The sequence below is a fragment of the Pseudomonas sp. GW822-FHT02G04 genome, assembly GCF_058802085.1.
In genome coordinates this window covers 70,398-93,268 of sequence record NZ_JBXANU010000026.1, presented here as the reverse complement: position 1 = coordinate 93,268, position 22,871 = coordinate 70,398, and the positions used below count along the sequence as shown (strand labels likewise).

Here is a 22,871-nt window from a genome sequence, read left to right as displayed (position 1 = left end):
CAAAAGCGAACAGAGCTGAAGGCTGCCCAAGGCAGCCTTCAGCTCTGAAAAGGTTTTACCGGACACTAGTGACGCTCTGCGTGGGAATGAATCAATGGACGCTCTGCGTCCGCTTCTGGGACGCGGAGCGTCCCGGGCTGCATTCCCACGCAGAGCGTGGGAACGATCAGCCGAAGCGATAAATATCCATGCCCAGCGCCCCCATGGTGAATCCCTGGTGCACAACGCTGAACTCGCCCCCGGCCGAGCGGGCGAAGTACAGCGGCAACAGATGTTCGTCACTCGGATGGTTGCGCACCGCGTTCGGCGCTTGCTGGCGATAGTCGTGCAGCGCGGCTTCATCGTTCGCTTCGAGCTTCTCGATCATCCAGTCGCGGAACGCCTTGGCCCAGGGTTCGACGCTTTCCGGACCGGCGTGCCAGTCCAGTTCGCGCAGGTTGTGGGTGATGCTGCCAGAACCGATCAACAGCACGCCGTGCTCGCGCAGGCTGGCCAGGGCATGGCCGACGCGGGTTTGCAGCGCCGGGCCGCCACGGGTGGGCAGCGAGACCTGCACCACCGGGATATCGGCCTGCGGGTACATCAACGACAAGGGCACCCAAACGCCGTGGTCGAACGGACGTTTGGCGTCGATGCGCGCAGGCAGGCCATCGGCCTGTAGCAGTTCGACAACCTGCGTCGCCAGTTGCGGATTGCCGGGTGCCGGGTACTGCACCTCGAACAAGGCCCGCGGAAAACCGCCGAAGTCGTGCCAGGTTTCGGGTTGGGGGTTGCCGCTGACCAGCAATTCGCTGCTTTCCCAGTGCGCGGAAACGATCACGATGGCCTTGGGCTTCGGCATTGTCGCGGCCAGATTCGCGAGGGCCGGCCCGCTGGCGCCAGGTTCCAGGGCCAGCATGGGGGAGCCATGAGAGATATACAGGCTGGGGAACATAAATGAGCTCCTGGGAGTAAGATGGCAGCATCTTCAGTCAGATCATTGATCTAAATCTAATATAAGTTTTAGAGTCTTTTGATCGAATTTTTCGGGGTTAATTATGCAGCCGGAGTTTTGGCACAAACGATGGGCGTCGAATCAGATCGGCTTTCATCTGCCGGAAGTAAATCCCTATCTGCAACGGTTCTGGCCGCAACTGGGCCTTGATGAAGGTTCTCGCGTACTGGTGCCGTTGTGTGGCAAGAGCCTGGACCTGTTGTGGCTGGCGCATTGCGGTCATGAGGTGCTGGGTATCGAGCTGTCGGAAAAGGCCATCGAGGACTTTTTCAATGAGCATCAACTGGACCCGGCAATCAGCGAGCAGGGGCCTTTCAACGTCTATCGGGCGGGTTCTATCGAGCTGTGGTGCGGCGATTTCTTCGAGTTGACGGCAGGCGATGTTGCTGATTGCAGCGCACTGTACGACCGTGCGGCGCTGATCGCGTTGCCGCCAGCGATGCGTGAGCAATACGCGGCTCATCTGATTCGGATCCTGCCGAAGGATTCTTTAGGGCTTTTGATTACGCTGGATTACGACCAGGAACAAATGGCCGGGCCGCCATTTGCGGTGCTTGATGACGAAGTGCAAAGGTTGCTGGGCGCGTCTTGGGAGCTGAAGATCCTGGAAGACCAGGACGTCCTGGGTGAGAGCTGGAAGTTTCTCGAGGCCGGCGTCACTCGGCTTGAGGAGCGGGTTTATCGGGTTTCCAGCCATTAAGGTGTGTTGAGCTTGCTGGCCTCTTCGCGGGCAAGCCTCGCTCCTACAGGCTTGTGTCGTTCACATTTTCGGGGGACGACATAAAACTTGTAGGAGCGAGGCTTGCCCGCGAAGAGGCCTGAAGAGCACCGCATTAATCAAACAGAAAAAAAGGCCCGCATTCACTGCGGGCCTTTTCTTTTAGTGCGGAGCCTGTCAGCCCCGACGACGCAGTGCGTCGATGCGTTCTTCCAGTGGCGGGTGGCTCATGAACATGCGGGCGAACCCTTGTTTGAGACCACCGTTGATGCCGAAGGCATTCAGGGTATCCGGCATGTGCACCGGTAGCCCTTGTTCGGCACGTAGACGCTGCAGGGCACCGATCATTGCGCTGGTGCCGGCCAGGCTTGCGCCGGCCTCGTCTGCACGGAATTCGCGCTTGCGCGAGAACCACATGACGATGGCGCTGGCCAGGATGCCCAGGACCAGTTCAGCGAAGATGGTCGCCACGTAGTAGGCAATGCCCTGGCCTTCTTCGTTCTTGAAGATCACCTTGTCGACAAAGTTGCCGATGATCCGGGCGAAGAACATCACGAAGGTGTTCACCACGCCCTGGATCAGCGCCAGGGTGACCATGTCGCCATTGGCCACGTGACCGATTTCGTGGGCCAGAACGGCTTTCACTTCATCCGGCGAGAAACGTTCGAGCAGGCCCTGGCTGACTGCGACCAGTGCGTCGTTCTTGTTCCAGCCGGTGGCGAAAGCGTTGGCTTCATAGGCTGGGAAAATCCCGACTTCGGGCATCTTGATCCCGGCTTCGCGGGACAGTTGCTCGACGGTTTGCAGCAGCCATTGCTCGTGCCGGGTGCGCGGCTGGCTGATGATCTGGGTGCTGGTGCTCATTTTCGCCATCCACTTGGAGATGAACAGCGAGAACAGGGAACCGGCGAAACCAAAGACCGCACAGAAAATCAGCAGCTGATTGAGGTTGAGATCAACCCCGTTGGCCGCCATGAACCCGTTGAAGCCGAAAAGGCTCAGGGTGATGCTGGCAATCAGCACGACCGCCAGGTTAGTGGCCAAAAACAGCAAAATGCGCATCATGGTTGTAGAAATCTCCTCGTGCTAAAGATGTAGCGTACTGCGGGGTATATAAGGTGCTGCACCGGGCTATTCAACCGGGTGACTATTTCAAACTGTGTCCTACGGCAACAGTTTAGCTGCATGAAGGGCATTTCCGACGTCGGCATGGGAAACGGTTGTCAGCCAATTAGCGTCGCAGGCCCCCGCCGTTGTTAGGCGAGGGCATGAAACGTGTCGTCAGTCAGCGTTTGAAACGACGATGCAGGGCAGGGCGCACAGATGTGTTGCTGAATTAATCACCGTGCGACTTTCAGCGGCGTCGCACGGTGACAGGCCATTTACTGGCGATAGGACTTGAGGAAGTTGCCGATCCGGCCAATGGCCTGATCCAGGTCGTCGACCCGTGGCAGGGTGACCACGCGGAAGTGGTCCGGCCATGGCCAGTTGAAGGCCGTGCCTTGTACCACCAGCAGCTTTTCCGAGAGCAGCAGGTCGAGCACGAATTTCTCGTCGTTGTGGATCGGGCAGACTTTCGGATCGATCCGCGGGAACGCATACAGCGCACCCATCGGCTTGACGCAGCTCACGCCCGGAATGTCGTTGAGCAGTTCCCAGGTACGATTACGCTGTTCCAGCAGGCGCCCTTGGGGCAATACCAGGTCGTTGATGCTCTGATAGCCGCCGAGTGCGGTCTGGATCGCGTGCTGGCTCGGCACGTTGGCACACAGGCGCATATTAGCCAGCATGTCGATGCCTTCGATGTAGCTCTGGGCGTGGTGTTTCGGGCCGGAAATGGCGATCCAGCCGGAGCGGAAGCCGGCCACGCGATAGGACTTGGACAGGCCGTTGAAGGTCAGGCACAGCAGGTCCGGTGCCAGCGAGGCGGTGCAGATGTGCACGGCGTCGTCGTACAGGATCTTGTCGTAGATCTCGTCGGAGAACACCACCAGATTGTGCTGACGGGCCAGCTCCAGCATGCCCAGCAGGACTTCTTTCGAATACACAGCGCCAGTCGGGTTATTCGGGTTGATGATCACCAGGGCCTTGGTGTTCGGGGTGATCTTGGCCTTGATGTCGGCCAGGTCCGGCCACCAGTTGGCCTGCTCGTCGCACAGGTAATGCACCGGGTTGCCGCCCGCCAGGCTCACTGCGGCGGTCCACAGTGGATAGTCGGGGGCCGGCACCAGCACTTCGTCGCCGTTGTTGAGCAGGGCCTGCATCGACATCACAATCAGCTCGGAAACGCCGTTGCCCAGGTAGATGTCTTCAATGCCGACGCCTTCCACCTGCTTTTGCTGGTAGTACTGCATCACGGCTTTACGGGCGCTGAACAGGCCTTTGGAGTCGCTGTAGCCCTGGGCGGTCGGCAGGTTGCGGATCACGTCCTGAAGGATTTCGTCCGGCGCTTCGAAACCAAAGGGCGCCGGGTTGCCGATGTTCAGCTTGAGGATGCGATGGCCTTCCTCTTCCAGGCGTTTGGCGTGCTTGAGCACTGGGCCGCGAATGTCGTAGCAGACGTTGGCGAGCTTGTTCGATTTGCTGACCTGCATGGCGATGTGTTCCCGAAAATGAACGATCCAGGCGGCGTGTGAACGACCGTGCTGGGAATCCTGCGTATTCACACAGGCCTGACGCCTTGAGTGGCGGCACTCATAAATCCGTTTGAATGCGCGTGGTCTGGCTGCCAGACTGGCGTTTGACGAGGCGCAATCATACGTGCCGCCCGATCCGTGGAAAAGGTACAGATCGGGCTTTTTCAGCTGCTGAGGTGTATCGATGGAAAAGTTGGAAAAAACCCTGGAAGAATGGCGGGCCATGCTTGATCCGGAGCAGTACAACGTTTGCCGCCTCAAGGGCACCGAGCGACCGTTCTCCGGTAAATACAACGGCACCAAAACCGACGGCGTTTACCACTGCATCTGCTGCAACGCGCAGCTGTTCGACTCCAAAACCAAGTTCGATTCCGGCTGCGGCTGGCCGAGCTTCTACGCGCCGATCGAGGACAGCGCGATGGTCGAGATCCGTGATGTCAGCCACGGCATGATCCGCACCGAAGTGGTCTGCGCCAAATGCGATGCGCACCTTGGGCATGTGTTCCCGGACGGTCCGCCGCCAACCGGTTTGCGTTATTGCATCAACTCGGTGTGCCTGGACCTCGTTCCCCGCGAATAATCTGCTGATGTCGCGCATGTAATTTGCGTGCGTAGGAGCTGCCGAAGGCTGCGATCTTTTGATCTTGTCTTTTAAAAACAAAGTCAAAAGATCGCAGCCTTCGGCAGCTCCTACAGGGGTGTTCGTGTGTGGGTGGTTATTGATTTATTAAATTGCACACAATTCAATTGCTCGCTATGTTTGATATTCCTTCATTCGGAGTTCGTGCCATGAGCGACAACCTGCTGAGCATCCCTTGCACCACCATCAAGGGGGAGCAAAAGACCCTGGCCGATTTCGCCGGTAAAGCGGTGCTGGTGGTCAACACCGCCAGCAAATGCGGTTTTACCCCGCAGTACAAAGGCCTCGAAGAACTGTGGAAGACCTACAAGGATCAAGGCCTGGTGGTGCTCGGCTTTCCTTGCAATCAGTTCGGCCAACAGGAGCCGGGCAACGAAGGGGCGATTACCGAGTTCTGCGAGTTGAATTACGGGGTGAGTTTCCCGCTGTTCAAGAAAATCGAAGTCAACGGTGCCGGTGCTCACCCGCTATTCGTTCAGCTGAAAAAACGCGCGCCGGGTGTGTTGGGTTCCCAGGGCATCAAGTGGAACTTCACCAAGTTCCTGATCGGCAAGGACGGTCAGCTGGTCAAGCGCTTTGCTCCGGCCACCAAGCCGCAAGCGCTGCGCCGCGAGATCGAAGCCCTGCTCAAATGAACACGTTGTCAGTCGATTCGCTGAAACTCGACAGTCAGCTCTGCTTCAAGCTGTACGCCGCTTCTCGGGCGGTGATCCGTGCCTACAAGCCGATGCTCGATCAACTGGGCCTGACTTACCCGCAGTACCTGGCGATGCTGGTGCTGTGGGAATGGCAGGAGGCAGCGCCGGAGCAGCCGACGGTCAAGGCCCTTGGTGAGCGCCTGGCGCTGGATTCCGGGACCCTGACGCCGCTGCTCAAGCGTCTTGAGCAACTGCAACTGGTGCAGCGTCAGCGTTCGGCGCGCGATGAGCGTGAGGTGCACTTGAGCCTGTCGTCCACCGGCAAGGCCTTACGCGATCAGGTCGGGCCACTCAAGGCCCGCCTGTTGTGCGATAGCGGTGTCGATCTGGATCGCCTGAATGAGCTGCGCGATGGGCTCGATCACCTGTTGGGGCAAATCAAATCGCTGTCGTAGTGGGTATCCACAAGTCGAGCAGGGCCGCCAGCTCTTCCCGGCGGAAGGGTTTGGCCAGGTAGTCGCTCATGCCCGCCGCACGGCAGCGTTCGCGTTCTTCGGACATGGCGTTGGCGGTCAGGGCGACGATGGGCAGTTGTGGCCAGCGTCCGCTACGACGGATCTGCCGGCTGGCTTCATAGCCGTCCATTACCGGCATGTTGCAGTCCATCAGCACCAGATCGAATTCGCTGTGCTCGAGCTGATCCAGAGCTTCGGCGCCATGGGCCGCGACGCTCACTTCGCAACCGAGTTTGCCGAGCATGCCCTTGGCCACCAACTGATTGACCGGGTTGTCCTCCACCAGCAGGATGCGCCCGCGTCGCTGGGGTGAGAGGACTTCGACCCGGGCACCGTTGATCGTGTTGAGTTCCGGCTGCAAGATCCGTCGCAATGTCTGGTAAAGCGCATTGCGCGCCAACGGTCGCGCCTGTTGCTGCAAAGGTGCCAGGGCGCTGGCTTGCTCGCTGGGCAGGAAACTGCCGTAAGCGGTCACCAGCAGAATCGGCGCGGTTAAAGTAGGGCGCAGGCCAAACAGGCATTCGGGGCAGTCGGTGATCAACACATCAGGTTCCAGGCCGATCAATCGGTCATCGATGGAACGCTGCTGATAGCCGAGCCCCCATTCGGGCAATAGATTCTGTAGCAGTTCCGCCAGTCCGCTGCTGGCGGCCGTGATCGCGACGATGTTGCCTTGCAGAGCTGCTGGCGGGATGGCGCGAGTGTGGCAGGGCAGCGGCAGGTCGGCGCAGAACTGACTGCCGAAGCCTGCTTCCGAGCTGATCGTCAGACGCCCCTGCATGGCTTCGCAGAGGTTATAAGTCAGCGCCAGGCCCAGCCCGGTACCGCCGAATTGCCGGGTAATGCCGGCACCGGCCTGGGTAAACGGCTGGAAGATTTTGACTTGCGCGTCTTGGGCGATGCCGATGCCAGTGTCGCAGACCTCGATTCGCACGCCGTCTTCGAACGTTGAAAGACGCACATCGACCCGCCCGAAGCGGGTGAACTTGAGGGCGTTGGACAACAGGTTGCTGACGATCTGCCGGACCCGGGTCGGATCTCCGAGCACCAGCGCGGGAAATTGCGGGTCGATCAGGCACGTCAGCTCGACGCTCGGCGCGGCGTTCTGGGACAGCAGGTTGGCGGTGTCTTCGATCAGCGAGCCGAGGTCGAATGGAATGTGTTCGAGTTCCAGCTGGCCGGCATCGAATTTCGACAGGTCGAGAATATCGTTGAGCAGCTCCACCAGCACTTTGCCCGAGTCATGGGCGATGGACAGCTGTTGCTGCTGCTCGGCATTGAGCGGGCCGTCCAGCGAGAGCGCGATCATCCCCAGCAGACCGTTGAGAGGTGTGCGGATTTCATGACTCATGTTGGCCAGGAACACCGAGCGTGCCTCGGCCATGTCCAGGGCGGTGCGTCGGGCGACTTCCAGTTCATCGTTGGACAGGCTGAGCCGGGAGTTGATGGCCTTGAGTTCCGCCGTACGGGCCGAGACGATATTTTCCAGTTGCGAGAGGTAGTCGGTCAGACGGTTTTCGGCATTGCGCCGCTGCTGGATCTCGGTGGCAATGTTATCGAACTGTTGATTGGCGACCTTGACCAAGACCCCGATTTCATCGTTTTCATGCCCCGCCGGATACTCCAGCCAGGTCGGCTCCGCGCTGCGCGGATCACGACCGCTGAGTTCACGGATGACCCGCACCAGCGGTTTGGTCAGCATCACGTAAAACAGCGCCAGCAGAATGCCCGTGAGGATCAGGCTGCGCGCGAAACCGTTGAGCAGGGTCACTTCGGCCCGGCGCAGGAAACGACTGCCGAAGGTGTAGGTATCGACATCCAGGTGCAAGGTCCCGAGGGACTCGTCCGGCAAGTGGTCGAGGTAAAGACGGTCTTCAAACTGTCGGTTGGCGCCGAACAGGAAGTCGCTGAGCACCCGGTAATTGTTTTCCAGGCCCGGGCGTTTGACGCTGGCCAGCACGGTATTGTTGTTGTCGGTCAATTTCGCGCCGATGATCGCCGGGGAGCGCAGCAGACCCAGGATCAGTTCCTGGGCGAGTTCGGCGTCGATGTTGTAGGCGATGCGAGACGCGGGGTTATGGCTGATTTCCAGCAACGACAGGATTTCGCGGTTGATGGAGGCGTCTTCGCTGGCATAATCGATGCCAATTTGCACAAGGCTGAGCAGCGTGCCCAGAATGAAACCGACCAGCACCGTAAGCCGGGCTTGCTTGTACGACAGCCGCTGGCTGAACTTGATATCCATGGGATGTTGAACCACTTCCGTTTCCCTTCGCTGCTCAAGCATAGTCGATCATCAATGGATACCGATGTTCTCGTAAAACACCTGTACGGGGTGTTGGCCGGGCATCGGATGCTGTGTTTCGTCGCTGTACCGCCATCATCACTGTGAACGTGCCCGAGGAGAAGACGTGGATTCCCGATTGAATGCTTTTCTTGAACGCGCCGATGCGGTTCTGGCTCGTATCGAACCGCTGCTGCCGGCGCCTCGGCAAACGGTCGACTGGACACATTGCCTGGCCGCACGCTGGCAACGCGAGGGTCGCAACGGTTTTCTGTTGCCGCTGCAAGTCAGCCTCGACATGCGCCTGTCCGACCTGATCGGCGTTGACCGGCAACTTGAGCAATTGGGCCGCAATACTCAACAGTTCCTCGACGGCATGCCTGCCAATCACGCCTTGCTCTGGGGCTCGCGGGGCACCGGTAAATCGTCGCTGGTGCGCGCCTTGCTGGCCGAACACGCCAGGAACGGTCTGCGGCTGATCGAGATCGAGCGCGATCACCTGGCGGACTTGCCGCGGGTGGTCGAGCAGATTGCCAAGCTGCCTCAACGGTTTGTGCTGTTCTGCGATGACCTGTCGTTCGAGTCGGGCGAGGGCGATTATCGCGTGCTCAAAAGCGTACTCGATGGCTCTCTCGAACAGGCGCCAGACAACGTTCTGCTGTACGCCACCTCCAACCGTCGCCATCTGGTGCCGGAAAAGGAAAGCGATAACGAAAACTGGAAAAGGGTCGATGGCGAGCTCCATCCCAATGAGGCGGTGGAAGACAAGATCGCGCTGTCGGACCGTTTTGGCCTGTGGCTGTCGTTCTATCCGTTTACTCAGGAGCATTTCCTCAACGTCGTCGAGCACTGGATCGGCCAATTGGCCGACAAGGCCGGCCTCAAGTGGCAGCGTGACGAAGAGTTGGACATCCTCGCGGTGCGCTGGGCCACAGGCCGGGGTAATCGCAACGGACGTTGCGCGTATCAATTTGCCCGCTATTGGGTCGGGCTGAAGCTGTTGGAGCAAAAGGCATGATCGATTTACAAAAGAGCGGCCAGGGCCTCGAGGGCTACGGCATGCTATGGGCACAGCTGGAATCGTTGCTGGCGGACGAGCGTGATTTTATCGCCAACGCCGCGCAATTTTCCGCGTTTCTGTTCAACCAGCTCGATGACCTGAACTGGGCCGGTTTCTACCTTAATCGCAACGAAGAACTGGTGCTTGGCCCGTTTCAGGGGCAGATCGCCTGCGTACGGATTCCATTCGGTCGCGGCGTGTGCGGGGCTGCCGCTGCCACCTTGCAGACCCAGCGGGTCGAAGACGTACACGCATTCCCCGGCCACATCGCTTGCGACAGCGCATCGAACAGTGAACTCGTCGTGCCGTTGGTCAAGGGCGGTCGACTGATCGGCGTGCTGGACCTCGACAGCCCGAAGCTGGCGCGTTTTACCACTGACGATCAGGCCGGAATCGAGCAACTGGCGGCGATTTTCCTGCGTCTGACCGACTGCTGATCAGGCTTTCAAGCCAGCCTTGATCAGCAGGCTTGTCGGGTCGACGGCATCGATCTGTTGTGGCTCCAGGAATTGGCTGGCGTACTGCAAGTAGATTTCGTCGTTGATGAACAGCCCGAACAATTCAGCGTCGATGTGGGCGTCACGGCACATGGTGGCCATGATGCCCAGCGCTTCGCTCAAGGACTTGGCTTTCTTGTAGGGGCGATCGGCGGCGGTCAGCGCTTCGAAAATATCGGCAATCGCCATCATCCGCGCCGGCAGGCTCATGTCTTCGCGCTTCAAGCGTTTGGGATAACCGGTGCCGTCCATTTTTTCGTGGTGGCCGCCGGCGATTTCCGCGACGTTATTGAGGTGGCCGGGGAAGGGCAGGTGACTGAGCATCAGGATCGTCTGCACCATGTGGTGATTGATGATGTAACGCTCCTCGCGGGTCAGGGTGCCTCGGGCGATGCTCAGGTTGTAAAGTTCGCCCCGGTTGTACTTGTAGCGCGGCACGTCGAGCTTGAATCCCCAGGGATTGTCGTCCGGGATCAGTTCGCTGTCGGCGCGCTCGAGCAGATGCTCGGGTTTATCCGCCAACAGCGGCTCGCTGACCGGCAGGGTCGGCGCCGGAGTCCGGGCCTGGCGACGGTTCTCTTCCCACGAAGCGCCAAGCCGATCATCCAGGGTTCGGCTCCAGGTACGTTGGGCGATGGTGTTCAGCCGCTGCAGATCGGCCTCGGCCATGGCCTCGCTGCCCAGGTTGCAGCGCGCCACGAACGCGAAATCATCATCCAGCGCCGCCAGGCTCGCATTGCGCAATTGCGCCAGATGCGACTCGTCACCCCCCAGAGCGATGGCCTGCCAATAACTGATCCAGGCGTCACGCTTGAGCACTTCGAAACGGGTGCGGATTTCGTGGATGCGGTCGTACAGGGTCTCAAGTTTCGTGGCTTTGTCGACCACGTATTCAGGGGTGGTGACCTTGCCGCAATCATGCAGCCAGGCGGCGATGTGCAACGCCTCCCATTCATCTTCGCTGGGCTGATAGCTGCTGAAGGCCGGGTCCTGACTGGCGGCGGCCGCCTGTGCCAGCATCAGCGTCAGTACCGGCACTCGCTGGCAGTGTCCGCCGGTGTAGGGACTCTTGGCATCGATCGCTCCGGCCAGCAATTGAATGAATGAGTCCAGCAGCTGTTTTTGCCTGGCTTGCAGGCGCTGACTTTCGATACTCACGGCGGCCGCGCCAGACACTGCCTGGAGAAACGCGATGCGATCCGGGCGCAGTTTTTCCAGGTCGTCTTGCGTGCCGCTGTCGGCCAGCAGCAGGACCAGCAGGCCCACGGTTTCGTTATGGCGATTGTGCAGCCGAATACCGATCAGATGAACCCGCGGGCACTCCATCGCGAGCAAGACTTTCTGCAGATCCCCCGCCTGTTCGAAGCCCAGGGAGGTGACGGCATTGTCGGCGGTCGACAGTGTTTGCATCCACTGAGGGCTCTGCGGATCCTGGGGTACGTGTCCTTGAATGTCGAATGACGGCAAGGCCTGTGAGCTGCCGTTGATGACCAGCGCATGAGGTTCCACGCGATTTTCATCACCTTCGCGAAGGTAGAGCAGACCGGCCTGGGCCTGGCCGATCTGCACGGTTTCAAATAACACCCGTTGCAGCAAGGGGACGAAACGGGTTTCGGCGCTCAGGCTGTCGGTGATCCGGAAAAAACTCGCCAGGGTATCTTTCATGCGCGCCATCGACACGCTCAGTTGGTCGACTTCCAGCACCGGCGAGCGACGGCTGGCCGGAAAATTGAAATCGAAACTACGAATCGCATCGGCTTCCTGCACCAGGGCGCGCAAGGGTTTGACCAGGATTCTGGAGGTCAGCCAGCCCATGGGCAGGCACAACAGCAGCGTTGCCAGGGTAATCAGCGCGCCTTGCCAGCGCATGCGGTAGGCATCGACGAGCAACTCGTCCTCTGGCACCAGCAGCGCCAGTTGCAGCCCCTGGGGCCCACCCTCCTGCATGCTGCTGCGCGCCACGATCCATTGACGACCCGCCGCGTTCAGGCGATTGATCTCAGGGGGACTGGTGAGCAGGGCCGCGAGGCTGGGGCTCAGGTCGGCGGCTTTGATCAGCCGGGCCGTCTGGTCGTCGACGATCAGTTTTCTGCTGTCGGGGTAGGCGACGGCATTGCCCTCGGCATCGAGCAGCACAATTTCGGTGCCGGGCGTCACCACATGTTTGGCCAGGGTCGCTGACAGTTCCACCAGCGTAAGGTCGGCCCCCATCACCGCGTGCTCACCACTGCGCCGCGCCAGGGTCGTGCCGACGTTGTGGGTGGAGAAAAACAGGTAGGGCTCGGTGGTGATCTGATCACGGTCGCTGCGGGCGCTGGAGAACCAGGTGCGGGTGCGCGGATCGTAGATTTCGTCGGGGTTGTCCAGGCGGCTGACGAGGGCCAGGTTCTGATCGAAAAACAAGGATTGGGAGCGGACCTGACCGGCGCCTGGATGCTCGATGCTCCATACCTGATACGCCGCGGTGTCCGGTGCCTTGAGCTGCGTTTTCAGGGCGACGCTGCGCAGGGGACGAACCATGAAGAAGTCGCCATTGCCGTAGCCCAGGTACAGCGAGGCCAGATCGGGGTTGTCCGTGAGTGATTGACTGAAGGGCTTGAGCAACGCCAGGCGTTGCTCAAGGTCGGGCGCCTGGGTTGCCGGATTGTCCGCCAGCAGGCTCAGCAGATGACGAATCGGCTCATAGGTGCGATGCAGGTCCAGACGGACATCCTGCTCGATGCGGTTGAAGAGCTTTTCACTGCTGGAAAGAATGATCCGGGTGGTTTGCCGATAGTTGAAAATGCCCAGCACCACCCCGGTCAGCAACAGCAGGAACGTGAACATCACGCTGATATGGATGTGCAGGGGAAACCGGCGCTGGTCCGGGCGCAGTGGGCTGGGCATTGCAGCTTTCTCCATGACAATGAACACACTGCTCAGCCTTCCAGCATAGTTAACGCTCCGTCATTCTGCTGTTTGTCGTGTCGTGCGAGCTGTTGTTGCAACGCTTGATCCAGTTCGAGCATGGCGCGCTCCATGGACTTGCTGCAATCGGCCACTTGATCGTGGTGGGGCCTGTTATTGCAGGCCTTTTCGAGCGCCTCGCAACTGTCGATCAGTCGGGAGGCCTGGACGATTCGCGCCGCTCCCTTGATTTTGTGGGCAATGTCGAGGAGTGACTGCCGGTCGTTTGACCGGGACAACGTCAGCAGCGTTTGCCTATCCAGGTGGTTGCTATTCAGCAGCTCGGTCAACAATCGCCGGTTCAGTGCCGGATTGCCACCGGTCAACAGGTGCAGTCCCTCCAGACTGAACGCCGGGTCGCGGACCGTCGGTGCAATGCCTTCGATCCATTGGCTCAAGGCTGTCAGGCTGAGAGGTTTGAACAGGCAATCGTCCATCCCGGATTGTTTGCAGCGTTGTCTTTCCTCCGGTTGCGCATTGGCGGTGAAACCCAGAACGGTACAGGCAGGGCGCTGCATGCGCTGTTCATGTTGGCGAATGGCACGAGCCATCTCATATCCATTCATGATCGGCATGTTGCAATCGGCAATCACCAGGTCGAATGGCTGATCTTTCCACGCCTCCAATCCGGCCTCGCCATCCGCTGCGACCTTGGACCGATGCCCCAGAAACTCCAGTTGCTGGCACATGAGCAAGCGATTGGCCGGGTGATCGTCGACCACCAGAACGTTCAAGGGGGCTGCGCTCTGGTGAATCGGTGGCTCGGCAATTTCCGGCATCTGTACAGGCGGCAGGGTTGCCAGACTCAGCGAAACCCGAACTTGAGTGCCGACCCCGGGCTGGCTGCTCAATTGCAGGTTGCCGCCCATCATTTCGCACAGATTGCGGCTGATCACCAGGCCCAGCCCCGCGCCGCCCCTGGGTAACTGGCCGGAGTTATCGGCCTGGACGAAAGGCTCGAACAGTCGCTGCTGATCCTGCTCGCTGATCCCGGCGCCACTGTCCTCAACCAGCAACTGCAGCTGCACGCGGTCGGGTCCGTCGGTCGGTTGCAACTCGAGGCTGATCCTGACCTGACCCTGTTGCGTAAACTTGATTGCATTGCTGACCAGGTTGGACAGCACCTGTTTGAAACGCATCGGGTCCAACAGGACATCGGTCGCAGGTTTGGCAGGGTTGAATGTCAGGTGCAGTCCGAGATTTTTTTGCCGGGCCAGCCCGTCGAAGATCCGCACCACCGAGGCTACGGTTTCAGCCAGATTGACACGCTCCGGGCTCAGGCTCAGACGTCCGGATTCGATGCGCGCAATGTCGAGAATGTCCCCGATCAGTTCCAACAGGTCTTTTGCCGAGTGATACGCGACGTCGATGGCCGGTCGATCCGGATGGTCAGGATCAATACGTTTGAGTGTCAGCTCCAGCATGCCGATGATCGCGTTCATCGGCGTGCGGATCTCATGGCTCATGGTTGCCAGAAAGGTGCTTTTAGCCCGGTTGGCTTCATCGGCACGTTCTTTCGCCGCCTGCCGCTGTTTTATCTGGCGTCTCATATAGGCATTCCAGGCAACGGATATCAGCAGCAGTACACCCGCGCCGGTCACGATCTGATAGAACACTCGGTGATAGTTGCGCCAGGTACTTTGCGAGGCCGCTGAATAGCCACGCCAGCGGTTGTTGATGATGCCCAGCTCTTCCGGTGCGATGCTCAACAGCGCCTTGTCGAGGATGGCATTCAGTTCTTTGGCGTCGCGCCCGGTCGCCAGGGAAAATGCCGCCTGTTGGGTGCCGATGGTGGTGGTGATCTGAAGTGTCCGCTCGAAGATCCGCGATGAGATGAAGTAGTTGGCGATCACCAATGAGTTCACCGCACCTTCTGCCTTACCCTCGGCGAGCAACTCCACGGCACTGAACGTGTCTGGAGTTTCAACCAGGTTGATCCGCGGAAACTCGCTACGCAGGTAATCCACCAGTGGATTGCCCTGGGCAATGGCCAGGCGTTTGTCCTGCAGCTGGTTGAGGTTTGTCGGGCTGTCGGCCGCTTTGCGTGTCAGCAGGACAAAGGAGTTTTCCAGATATGGGCGGCTGAAGTTCAACATCGTTTCACGCTGTGCGCTGGGGAGCAGGGCGGCGATCAGGTCGGCCTGCTGGTTAGCGATCTGCTCGACCATCTCGTCATCGCTTCGGCTGCGCTGGATCTCGAAGCGCAAACCGGTGCGCAATCTGATCAGTTCGAGCAGGTCAGCCGTGACACCCCGAAAGTTGCCGTCGCTGTCAAAAAACGTCAGCGGCGCAAATGCTTCATTAACCACCACCCGCACAACCGGATGTTGCGTCAGCCAGCGTTCTTCGTGGTGGGTGAGTTGCAGTTTTTGATCGGTGAGAAGAATGTCGCTGCCGGCACTCCAGCGTTTGGCGATGTTTTCCCGTTCGCTGGTGGGGATGGCCTTGAGTACCGCGTTGATGATCCCGAGCAGGTCCGGGTTGCCCTTCTGTACGGCAAAGCTGAAACCATGGGCTTCGTGTTTACCGAAGTTGGCCATGCGGATGTTGTTCAGATACCCCTTGTTGATCATGTAATGAGTTGAAATGGTGTCACCGAGAAAAACGTCGGCCTGGTCGAAGGCAACCGCGTTGATTGCATTTTGGTAGGACGGGTAGGAGGTGATGATTGCCTTGGGGTACAGCGCCCTGACTTCGTCCAGAGGCAGATAGTGATACACCATGCTAAGCCGCAGGCCGGCAAGACCATCGGTCAGAGACCTGGTTTCTCCTTCCCGTGTCACCAGCACTGGTTGATCCACGGCGTAAGGGATGGACAGCGCAATGTCGGCATTGTCGGCTTCGAACCCATTGGCGGTGCCGAGCATGTCGACCTGACCCTTTTCCAGCGCCTCGATCGCAGCTCCTCGGGACGCGAAGCGCTGAACCTTGACGGGCAACCCCGTAACCTTGCCGAGGATGCCGGCGTAGTCGGCGGTGAAACCTTCGTAGTCGTGGCCGCTGAGTGTCAGGTCGAAAGGCGGATAATCCGGGCCTGACGTGCCCAGGATCAATTCACGTTTGTCTTTGACCCATTGTCGTTGTGAGGTATCCAGCTGGACTTCCATGTGCCCGGTCGTTGAGCGACTGAGCAGTGTGTAGTTTTCACTGGCCGTCTGCGCCGCGAGCACCGGGGTACTCAGGCATAAAGCCGCGACCATGAGTCTTGGAAAATCCTTCAAACGACTGGGCATCCTGTTCCTCACACTAACGCGTTACGTTTTGCCATATCGATGAGTTCAACCAGAGATTTGGCTTTGAGTTTCTGCATAAGTCGTTTTTTATAGGTGCTGACAGTCTTGTTGCTGAGGAACATGCCCTTGGCAATTTCCTTGTTGGTGCGACCCTGGGCAAAAAGTTGTAATACCATCAACTCTCGATCATTTACGGATTTGAACAAGTCCAGGTCCGCCCACTGTGCGTCGTCACAACGAACCGGGTTCAAGGCCTCGCTGGGGAAGTAGTTGTAACCTGATAATACTGCTTTGATCGCACTCACCAGTTCACTGAGCTCTTCCTGTTTGCATACATACCCTGATGCACCTGACTGCATGCAGCGAATACCAAAAAGTTTCGGGCATTGTGCAGTTAATACCAGTGTTTTTAATGGCGTGCTCATTGCGTTGAAACGTGAGAGCACTTCCAGCCCATCCAGTTTGGGAATACTGATGTCGAGGATGATCAGGTCGGGCATGCATTCGCGCACCATCTGCATGGCATCGACGCCATTGTCAGTTTCGCCGACGACTTTGTAACCTTCATGTTCCAGCAGCATACGAACGGCAAGGCGGATGACAGGGTGATCGTCGACAATAAAAACGGAGTTCATAATCAAATCCCATACGTGCACAAATAAAGCGCGCACCTTAGCTCAGTAGTTGAGGGGGTGCATGAACTGACAAGCCGATAGCAGCAATATAGGAAAAGTCCTACAATTGAAAAAGAAACGGACTACGTACCAACTAGGTTTTGAATGAGGAAGGGGTAAAGTTTGGATGATGTAGTCAAGAGGGTGAAAGCGTTGGGTTATAAGTTTTAATCTGTGTTTTGGGTGTGGTTTTAGTGTGTGGGGATTGGCCTGTTTTATTGTGAGGCTAAGGTCAACAAGTTTCTAAAGTCTGATTGTTTCAATGGCTTGATCAAGTAACCCAGCAAGGGAAGTCCGTGTTCGTAGGCTACTGTTTTAAGTTTTTCCAGTTCGGCGGATGTCAGGCTGCTCAGCAGTATTGCCTGTCTGATCATTCCCCGGTGACTGGCGAACTCGATCAAATCAAGACCGGGAAGGTCGGGCAGGCATTGGTCGCACAGAAGAATATCGAACGGTTGCGCAGCCTTGAGCATTTGTTGCAAGGCGCCTTCGGCACTGTCAGTGGTGGTCAGCTGGGTGAAGCCGTAACTCTCGAGCAGGTATTGAGTCGCTCTCAGCTGAAACGGATGATCTTCCACCAGCAATATGTGCCAATCGTGTTTGAACGTAGGAGTTTTCATGCGTCATCTGTCGAGCAGTGGGTGTGCAATTGTTTCGCGAGATGGCCGAACAATCGATCAGTCAGCTCTGCACAAGGTGTAGGGCGATTCTGTCGATGTTGAAATACAGATGAATGTCGAGACATTCGATCAGCCGTTCAGACGTCGCTGATGCGGCTGATCGATGCGCTGTTATCCGTGGCTTGAACGACCGGTCATTTCAAGCGCCATTTCACCGGCATAGCTGTCGGTCATGCCGGCGATGAAATCAATCATGCGCAAGAACGAGGTGTGCAACGGGCCATGGGGATCGGGTGCATTGTTGCCCAACAGGTCGAGTATGCGCCGGTTCTTGAAGGAGGGCGTACGACCGTTGTGCTGCTCCAGTGCTGCGCCGCAAAAAGCATTGAGCAGGATTTCCAGGGTGGTGTAGGCGCCGATTTCGTGGAGCGTCTTGCGCTTGTCCTGGAAGATTTTTTTGCGTGCCATGTCCTTGGCATTCAAGACGCAGCGTTTGGCCGGGCCATGCATGTGTTCGACAAGGTCCCCCGGCAGCGTGCCGGACAGCAACGCGTCCTGTTGCTCGACGAAGGCTCGGGCTGCTGCGTTGGTCAGGTGTTCGATGGCTTTGCCCCGCAGAATCGCCAATTTGCGCCGCCGCGAATCCTGTGGGCCGAGCTGGCGATAGGTTTCCGGGAGATCGTCGCCCACCAGGTCCAGCAGCAGGGACTCGACTTCGGCGTACTCCAGCAGCTCCATCTCCAGGCCATCCTCCAGATCGATCAGCGCATAGCAGATGTCGTCGGCGGCCTCCATCAGATACACCAGCGGATGGCGCGCCCAGCGCTGCTCTTCCAGTTGGGGCAGGCCGAGTTTATGCGCGATCTGTTCCAGCAGCGGCAATTCGCTCTGGTAGCAGCCGAACTTGTGCTTCTTGTAGCCCAGTGAGTCGGCGTGTCGGGCCGTCCACGGGTATTTCAGGTAGGTGCCCAGGGTGGCATAAGTCAGCCGGGTGCCTCCTTCGAACTGATGGTATTCAAGCTGGGTGAGCACCCGGAACCCTTGGGCATTGCCTTCGAAGTTGAGGAAGTCGTTGCGTTCGGCTTCGCTCATGGCATCCAGCCAGCCACGGCCGGCGGCCTGCTGGAACCAGTGGCGGATCGCGTCTTCGCCAGAGTGGCCGAAGGGTGGATTGCCGATGTCATGGGCCAGGCAGGCCGATTGCACCACCATCCCCAGGTCGCTCGGTTCGCACCAGTCGGGCAGTGCGCTGCGGATGGTTTCACCGACGCGCATCCCCAGCGAACGGCCGACGCAGCTGACTTCCAGCGAGTGGGTCAGGCGCGTATGAATGTGATCGTTGCTGGAGACCGGATGGACCTGGGTCTTGCGCCCGAGACGGCGAAACGCGCCCGAGAAAATGATCCGGTCGTGGTCTTTATGGAAAGGGCTGCGGCCGAGTTCTTCCGGGCTGTGCACAGGTTTTCCGAGGCGTTCGCGGGTAAGCAGGGTGTGCCAATCCAAGGCTGGTTTCTCCGTCAGGTGACTGATCCCCTAGCTTCCCGTTTCGCGCCGGTACCTGCAAGGAGAACTACAACCCCGCAGCGTCGATATCGATGAGCAGTAGCCGTTCGCCGTTATCGAAAAACTGCCCCGCAGTGAGGCAGTACTGATTGCTGGTGGCGTCGCGGTAAGTGTTGGAAAGCGTCAGACGGCGCTCATCCCAACCCTCGGCCAGCAAGTGATAAAAATAGGGGCGCCATGACCAGTTATGGCCCAGGTAGCGGTTATCGGCTTCCCAGCCGTTGTTGCGCCATTCCAGGTTGGGGGTCAGTTGCGTGCCGTGGCGGTCGCACTGATAAAAACGCAACAGCCAGGGAAACGCCTGCAATTGCGGCAAGGCGCTTAGGGGCGCGCCGGCTTGAGCCCAGGCTTGCAGGATGGCCATCAGTTCGCTGAGTTGCTGACGCATGATCATCAGGCGAGCGCGTTCAGTCAGCTTTTGCTGAACGTAACGCTGGCGCAGTTGCGCGAAGCGCTCGACAAAGGCGTCGGTGGCGAAGAAATCCGCTTGCGCCCGGGCGAACAGAAAACCCTGTACGTAGCGTGAGCCACACTCCAGGGCAAAATTCAGTTGAGCTTCGGTTTCCACGCCTTCGGCGATGATCCAGCAACCGGTTTTCTCCGCCATTTGCGCCAGCGCCTTGACCACATCGCTGCTGGGGCCGCCCAACGCGGCGGCCTGGAACAACCGCATGTCGAGCTTGAGAATGTCCGGTTGCAAGGCCAGCACGCGATCGAGTTGAGAGTAACCGGCACCGAAATCATCGATGGCGATTCGCGCCCCGGCTTGCCGGTAGCGGGCCACGACTTCAGCCAGACGCTGGCTGTCGCCGCCCAATTCGGTGATCTCGAAGACGATTCGCTGTGCGTCGACACCATGCCTGCTCAGTTGCTTGAGGCTAGGCAGTGCCTGGTCCCGGCGCAAGCGGCTGATCCAGCGGGGTGAGATGTTCAGGCTGAGAAACCAGTCCGCGGGCGCTTCATGCAGACGGCTCAGGGCGTTGTCGCGAATCTGGCGATCGAGACGTCGCAGGGCGATGGCCGGGGTTCGCGGATCGGCGAACAGCGCACCTACCGAGGTCAGTTGACCATCGGCCTGGCGCAGTCGGCCCAGCGCTTCGACACCCGCGATACGGCCTGTGGCGGTATCGATGAATGGCTGAAAACAGGCGAGCGGTTGCCCGTCGATCACGAGGCCTCCTTAGTAAGGTGTTGTTCTGGATAAAACCTGGTCGCCAGGTAGGCACGCAGGATCAACCTCTCGATAAAGAGGTTAATCCCGGTGGTATTGCAAGAATGCAGCCAGACAAGACTGATTAGTGTTTGCGCGAAGCGCTCTGCATGACCAGCTTGATCAGTGGCCCCAATGCAGCGCCCAGGCTAACCAGCTTGGTCAGGCTACCGATACCTCCGCCCTTGGCACCCTTGCCGGTCAGAAAGCCCAACCCGATCACGGCCGCGATGCCCCAGAGCGGAGCGTGTTTGATGCCGAAACCGTCTTGCAGGTTTTGCGTCATGCCACGCACCCGTTGCAGGGGCTGCAGCAGTTGTTGGGATTCGTGGCGAATTTCCTGGCGATGCATTTCCATGCGCAGGCGGATCAGCGCCTTGCGCATTTCCGTGCGCGAGCTGTTACGGGGAAGTTCAGGCAAGTTCATGGCAACAGGCGCTCCCGATCGTTGGCCAGCTCTTCCAGAGTGCCATGGAAGGGCGAGGACTCATCGAAAATCGCCGCCCTCAAGCGCATTGCGCAGAACAACGCTGCGAGGGTGTAGAACACACAGAGCCCGATGATTGCCGCCAGGCGATAGGTGTCCCAAAACAGGATCAACACCAGCGTCGACAACCCCACCAGCAACAACAAGGCAAAGACCAGCGTCAGGCCGGCAAACAGCAACAGGCTTACGGTGCGTGCTTTTTGCTCCTGTAGCTCGATGCCGAACAGTTCGACATGGCTGTGCAGCAATCCAAGAAATGCGGCACCCAGGCGCCGCGATGAAGAGCGGGTGCCCGTCGCGGACGAGCCGGATTCATCGATCGCCATATCAGCGCCGAGTGGCCAGCAGACCAATCAGGAAACCCACGCCGGCTGCGATCCCGACAGATTGCCATGGGTTGGCCTGGACGTAATCTTCCGTGGCGGCGACAGCCGCTTTGCCGCGCTCGTGCAGGGCGTCTTCGGTCAGCTTCAGGGTTTCCCGGGCACGCAGCAGGCTGTCGCGAATCTGCTCGCGCAGCTCATCGGCCTGATCACCGGCCAGGGAGGCGGTGTGTTCCAGCAACCGCTCGGTGTCGCTGACCAGTGTCTGAAAATCTTCCATCAGAATTTCTTGAGCAGTCTTTGCCTTGATGCGTGCCATTGGTGATCTCCGTAAGTGGCTTCTGAAGCGTTCGAGTATGAGCCTTGCGCGAAGGTTCAGTACAAATGACTGGTACATCTTTTGCTACGTCGTGGTGCGTCAGCCGGCGCCATTGCGCTGTTGCCGGGCATGATTTCAGGAAACCCCTGACTCAAACAATTAAAACTCGCGCAGAGGCTGCGGTCTTGTGCGCCAAAGTGGTTCATCCGGATCAGCGTTGCGGTCTGGATGAGCTGCAACTTGGTGCGTCGGTCATCTGTGCGAACTGCTTTGGTGCTTTTTTCAGCCTTCAGGTCTGCCAATCCATGGAAAATCTGCAAAGTGCTGTGGACAGTCTGGTCCATAGCTCCAACACGTTGTTCATCCTTATCGGTGCGGTCATGGTCCTGGCCATGCACGCCGGTTTCGCCTTTCTTGAGGTCGGTACGGTTCGCCAAAAGAATCAGGTCAACGCCTTGTCGAAGATCCTCAGCGACTTCGCCATTTCGACCCTGGCCTACTTCTTTATAGGCTATTGGATTTCCTATGGGGTCAGTTTCATGCAACCGGCGGCGGTGATCACCGCCGACCATGGCTATGGGCTGGTGAAGTTTTTCTTTCTGCTGACCTTTGCCGCGGCGATACCGGCGATCATTTCCGGAGGCATCGCCGAGCGCGCCCGGTTCGTCCCGCAGTTGTGCGCGACGGTGCTGATCGTGGCATTTATCTACCCCTTCTTCGAAGGCGTGGTCTGGAACGGCAACTTCGGTCTGCAAGCCTGGTTGCTCGCACGTTTCGGCGCCAGTTTCCATGACTTCGCCGGCTCCGTAGTGGTTCACGCCATGGGCGGCTGGCTGGCACTCGCGGCGGTGTTGCTGCTGGGGCCGAGGCAAGGTCGTTATCGCGACGGGCGACTGGTGGCATTCGCGCCGTCGAGCATTCCCTTCCTGGCGTTGGGGTCGTGGATCCTGATCGTCGGCTGGTTCGGTTTCAACGTGATGAGCGCCCAGACCCTGCAAGGGGTCAGCGGGCTGGTGGCAGTGAATTCGTTGATGGCCATGGTCGGCGGCACGGTGGCGGCGTTGATCGTCGGGCGCAATGACCCGGGCTTCCTGCATAACGGCCCGTTGGCCGGATTGGTGGCGATCTGCGCCGGCTCGGATCTGATGCACCCGGTGGGCGCATTGGTGACCGGCGCCATCGCCGGGGCCCTGTTTGTCTGGTGCTTTACCGCAGCTCAAGGCAAGTGGCGTATCGACGATGTGCTGGGTGTCTGGCCTTTGCATGGGCTGTGTGGCGTCTGGGGCGGGATCGCTTGCGGCATCTTCGGGGAAACCGCTTTGGGTGGTTTGGGGGGCGTGAGCCTGATCAGTCAGTTGATCGGCACTTCCTTGGGGGTGGTCGTGGCGCTGGCCGGTGGTTTTGCCGTGTATGGCGCGATCAAGGCGGTCTATGGCCTGCGCCTGAGCCAGGAAGAAGAGTATTACGGCGCGGACTTGTCGGTGCACAAGATCGGCGCCGTGAGCCAGGATTGA

20 protein-coding genes are annotated in these 22,871 nt (G+C 59.0%); 7 read left to right on the top strand and 13 right to left on the bottom strand.

The genetic code is table 11. The annotated features are described in order from the left end of the window. Positions 1–166: 166 nt before the first annotated feature. Complete coding sequence (locus AC1RO5_RS25360; protein WP_493178290.1) at positions 167–934, bottom strand: DODA-type extradiol aromatic ring-opening family dioxygenase; 768 nt, start codon at positions 932–934, stop codon at positions 167–169. A gap of 103 nt (positions 935–1,037) precedes the next feature. On the opposite strand from AC1RO5_RS25360, the gene AC1RO5_RS25355 reads away from it, so the two are divergent. Then, positions 1,038–1,694, top strand: coding sequence for a thiopurine S-methyltransferase (locus tag AC1RO5_RS25355; protein ID WP_493178289.1), 657 nt, complete (start codon positions 1,038–1,040; stop codon positions 1,692–1,694). 195 nt (positions 1,695–1,889) lie between these two features. On the opposite strand, the gene htpX is transcribed toward AC1RO5_RS25355, so the two are convergent. Both htpX and AC1RO5_RS25345 read right to left on the bottom strand, forming a co-directional pair. Beyond that, the gene (gene htpX / locus AC1RO5_RS25350; protein WP_007940016.1) at positions 1,890–2,777 is read right to left on the bottom strand and encodes a protease HtpX; all 888 of its coding nucleotides are present in this window, start codon (positions 2,775–2,777) and stop codon (positions 1,890–1,892) included. 317 nt (positions 2,778–3,094) lie between these two features. Further along, positions 3,095–4,306, bottom strand: a complete 1,212-nt coding sequence (locus AC1RO5_RS25345) for a pyridoxal phosphate-dependent aminotransferase (RefSeq protein ID WP_007940017.1) — start codon at positions 4,304–4,306, stop codon at positions 3,095–3,097. 226 nt (positions 4,307–4,532) lie between these two features. Between AC1RO5_RS25345 and msrB the strand changes: the two genes are divergently transcribed. The 3 genes from msrB to AC1RO5_RS25330 all read left to right on the top strand — a co-directional run bounded on the left by msrB (position 4,533) and on the right by AC1RO5_RS25330 (position 6,081). Beyond that, a complete protein-coding gene (gene msrB, locus AC1RO5_RS25340) occupies positions 4,533–4,928 on the top strand; it encodes a peptide-methionine (R)-S-oxide reductase MsrB (protein WP_493178288.1) in 396 nt (131 codons plus the stop codon). Between the two features lie 209 nt (positions 4,929–5,137). Next, entirely contained in the window at positions 5,138–5,623 is a 486-nt protein-coding gene (locus AC1RO5_RS25335) for a glutathione peroxidase (protein WP_258672893.1), read from the top strand. Next, positions 5,620–6,081, top strand: coding sequence for a MarR family winged helix-turn-helix transcriptional regulator (locus AC1RO5_RS25330; RefSeq protein ID WP_007940020.1), 462 nt, complete (start codon positions 5,620–5,622; stop codon positions 6,079–6,081). The genes AC1RO5_RS25335 and AC1RO5_RS25330 overlap by 4 nt, the downstream gene beginning before the upstream one ends. Here AC1RO5_RS25330 and AC1RO5_RS25325 read toward each other — a convergent pair. Beyond that, positions 6,065–8,386, bottom strand: a complete 2,322-nt coding sequence (locus AC1RO5_RS25325; RefSeq protein ID WP_493178286.1) for a hybrid sensor histidine kinase/response regulator — start codon at positions 8,384–8,386, stop codon at positions 6,065–6,067. The two genes, AC1RO5_RS25330 and AC1RO5_RS25325, sit on opposite strands and share 17 nt — an antisense overlap. 166 nt (positions 8,387–8,552) lie before the next feature. Between AC1RO5_RS25325 and AC1RO5_RS25320 the strand changes: the two genes are divergently transcribed. After that, complete coding sequence (locus AC1RO5_RS25320) at positions 8,553–9,443, top strand: ATP-binding protein (RefSeq protein ID WP_019650558.1); 891 nt, start codon at positions 8,553–8,555, stop codon at positions 9,441–9,443. Further along, entirely contained in the window at positions 9,440–9,922 is a 483-nt protein-coding gene (locus AC1RO5_RS25315) for a GAF domain-containing protein (RefSeq protein WP_493178285.1), read from the top strand. Before AC1RO5_RS25320 ends, AC1RO5_RS25315 begins: the two co-directional genes overlap by 4 nt. Here the strand turns inward: AC1RO5_RS25315 and AC1RO5_RS25310 are convergent, their stop codons facing one another. From AC1RO5_RS25310 to AC1RO5_RS25270, 9 genes are all read right to left on the bottom strand, one after another. Then, the gene (locus tag AC1RO5_RS25310) at positions 9,923–12,868 is read right to left on the bottom strand and encodes an HD domain-containing phosphohydrolase (RefSeq protein WP_493178284.1); all 2,946 of its coding nucleotides are present in this window, start codon (positions 12,866–12,868) and stop codon (positions 9,923–9,925) included. It abuts the gene before it with no gap. A gap of 32 nt (positions 12,869–12,900) precedes the next feature. After that, complete coding sequence (locus tag AC1RO5_RS25305) at positions 12,901–16,161, bottom strand: transporter substrate-binding domain-containing protein (protein WP_493178283.1); 3,261 nt, start codon at positions 16,159–16,161, stop codon at positions 12,901–12,903. 8 nt (positions 16,162–16,169) lie between these two features. Continuing rightward, positions 16,170–16,796, bottom strand: coding sequence for a response regulator transcription factor (locus AC1RO5_RS25300; protein ID WP_007940027.1), 627 nt, complete (start codon positions 16,794–16,796; stop codon positions 16,170–16,172). A 254-nt stretch (positions 16,797–17,050) separates the two neighbouring features. Continuing rightward, positions 17,051–17,455 (bottom strand): response regulator, encoded by a 405-nt coding sequence (locus tag AC1RO5_RS25295; RefSeq protein ID WP_028939022.1) that lies wholly within the window; start codon positions 17,453–17,455, stop codon positions 17,051–17,053. Between the two features lie 171 nt (positions 17,456–17,626). After that, a complete protein-coding gene (locus AC1RO5_RS25290) occupies positions 17,627–18,958 on the bottom strand; it encodes a deoxyguanosinetriphosphate triphosphohydrolase (protein ID WP_007940029.1) in 1,332 nt (443 codons plus the stop codon). 67 nt (positions 18,959–19,025) lie between these two features. Next, a complete protein-coding gene (locus AC1RO5_RS25285) occupies positions 19,026–20,189 on the bottom strand; it encodes an EAL domain-containing protein (protein WP_258672899.1) in 1,164 nt (387 codons plus the stop codon). 124 nt (positions 20,190–20,313) lie between these two features. Next, positions 20,314–20,655, bottom strand: coding sequence for a hypothetical protein (locus AC1RO5_RS25280; protein ID WP_493178281.1), 342 nt, complete (start codon positions 20,653–20,655; stop codon positions 20,314–20,316). After that, entirely contained in the window at positions 20,652–21,041 is a 390-nt protein-coding gene (locus AC1RO5_RS25275) for a phage holin family protein (RefSeq protein ID WP_258672901.1), read from the bottom strand. Before AC1RO5_RS25275 ends, AC1RO5_RS25280 begins: the two co-directional genes overlap by 4 nt. A gap of 1 nt (position 21,042) precedes the next feature. Continuing rightward, positions 21,043–21,357: an ElaB/YgaM/YqjD family protein gene (locus tag AC1RO5_RS25270; RefSeq protein WP_493178280.1), complete on the bottom strand. Its 315-nt coding sequence runs from the start codon at positions 21,355–21,357 to the stop codon at positions 21,043–21,045. A 305-nt stretch (positions 21,358–21,662) separates the two neighbouring features. Here AC1RO5_RS25270 and AC1RO5_RS25265 point away from each other — a divergent pair, with 305 nt between their 5' ends. Beyond that, positions 21,663–22,871, top strand: a complete 1,209-nt coding sequence (locus AC1RO5_RS25265; RefSeq protein ID WP_493178278.1) for an ammonium transporter — start codon at positions 21,663–21,665, stop codon at positions 22,869–22,871.

Coding starts and splice junctions, on each gene's coding strand:
- AC1RO5_RS25360 (WP_493178290.1), bottom strand. CDS start 934: ATGTTCCCCAGCCTGTATATCTCTCATGGCTCCCCCATGCTGGCCCTG.
- AC1RO5_RS25355 (WP_493178289.1), top strand. CDS start 1,038: ATGCAGCCGGAGTTTTGGCACAAACGATGGGCGTCGAATCAGATCGGC.
- htpX (WP_007940016.1), bottom strand. CDS start 2,777: ATGATGCGCATTTTGCTGTTTTTGGCCACTAACCTGGCGGTCGTGCTG.
- AC1RO5_RS25345 (WP_007940017.1), bottom strand. CDS start 4,306: ATGCAGGTCAGCAAATCGAACAAGCTCGCCAACGTCTGCTACGACATT.
- msrB (WP_493178288.1), top strand. CDS start 4,533: ATGGAAAAGTTGGAAAAAACCCTGGAAGAATGGCGGGCCATGCTTGAT.
- AC1RO5_RS25335 (WP_258672893.1), top strand. CDS start 5,138: ATGAGCGACAACCTGCTGAGCATCCCTTGCACCACCATCAAGGGGGAG.
- AC1RO5_RS25330 (WP_007940020.1), top strand. CDS start 5,620: ATGAACACGTTGTCAGTCGATTCGCTGAAACTCGACAGTCAGCTCTGC.
- AC1RO5_RS25325 (WP_493178286.1), bottom strand. CDS start 8,386: ATGGATATCAAGTTCAGCCAGCGGCTGTCGTACAAGCAAGCCCGGCTT.
- AC1RO5_RS25315 (WP_493178285.1), top strand. CDS start 9,440: ATGATCGATTTACAAAAGAGCGGCCAGGGCCTCGAGGGCTACGGCATG.
- AC1RO5_RS25310 (WP_493178284.1), bottom strand. CDS start 12,868: ATGCCCAGCCCACTGCGCCCGGACCAGCGCCGGTTTCCCCTGCACATC.
- AC1RO5_RS25305 (WP_493178283.1), bottom strand. CDS start 16,161: ATGCCCAGTCGTTTGAAGGATTTTCCAAGACTCATGGTCGCGGCTTTA.
- AC1RO5_RS25300 (WP_007940027.1), bottom strand. CDS start 16,796: ATGAACTCCGTTTTTATTGTCGACGATCACCCTGTCATCCGCCTTGCC.
- AC1RO5_RS25295 (WP_028939022.1), bottom strand. CDS start 17,455: ATGAAAACTCCTACGTTCAAACACGATTGGCACATATTGCTGGTGGAA.
- AC1RO5_RS25280 (WP_493178281.1), bottom strand. CDS start 20,655: ATGAACTTGCCTGAACTTCCCCGTAACAGCTCGCGCACGGAAATGCGC.
- AC1RO5_RS25275 (WP_258672901.1), bottom strand. CDS start 21,041: ATGGCGATCGATGAATCCGGCTCGTCCGCGACGGGCACCCGCTCTTCA.
- AC1RO5_RS25270 (WP_493178280.1), bottom strand. CDS start 21,357: ATGGCACGCATCAAGGCAAAGACTGCTCAAGAAATTCTGATGGAAGAT.
- AC1RO5_RS25265 (WP_493178278.1), top strand. CDS start 21,663: ATGGAAAATCTGCAAAGTGCTGTGGACAGTCTGGTCCATAGCTCCAAC.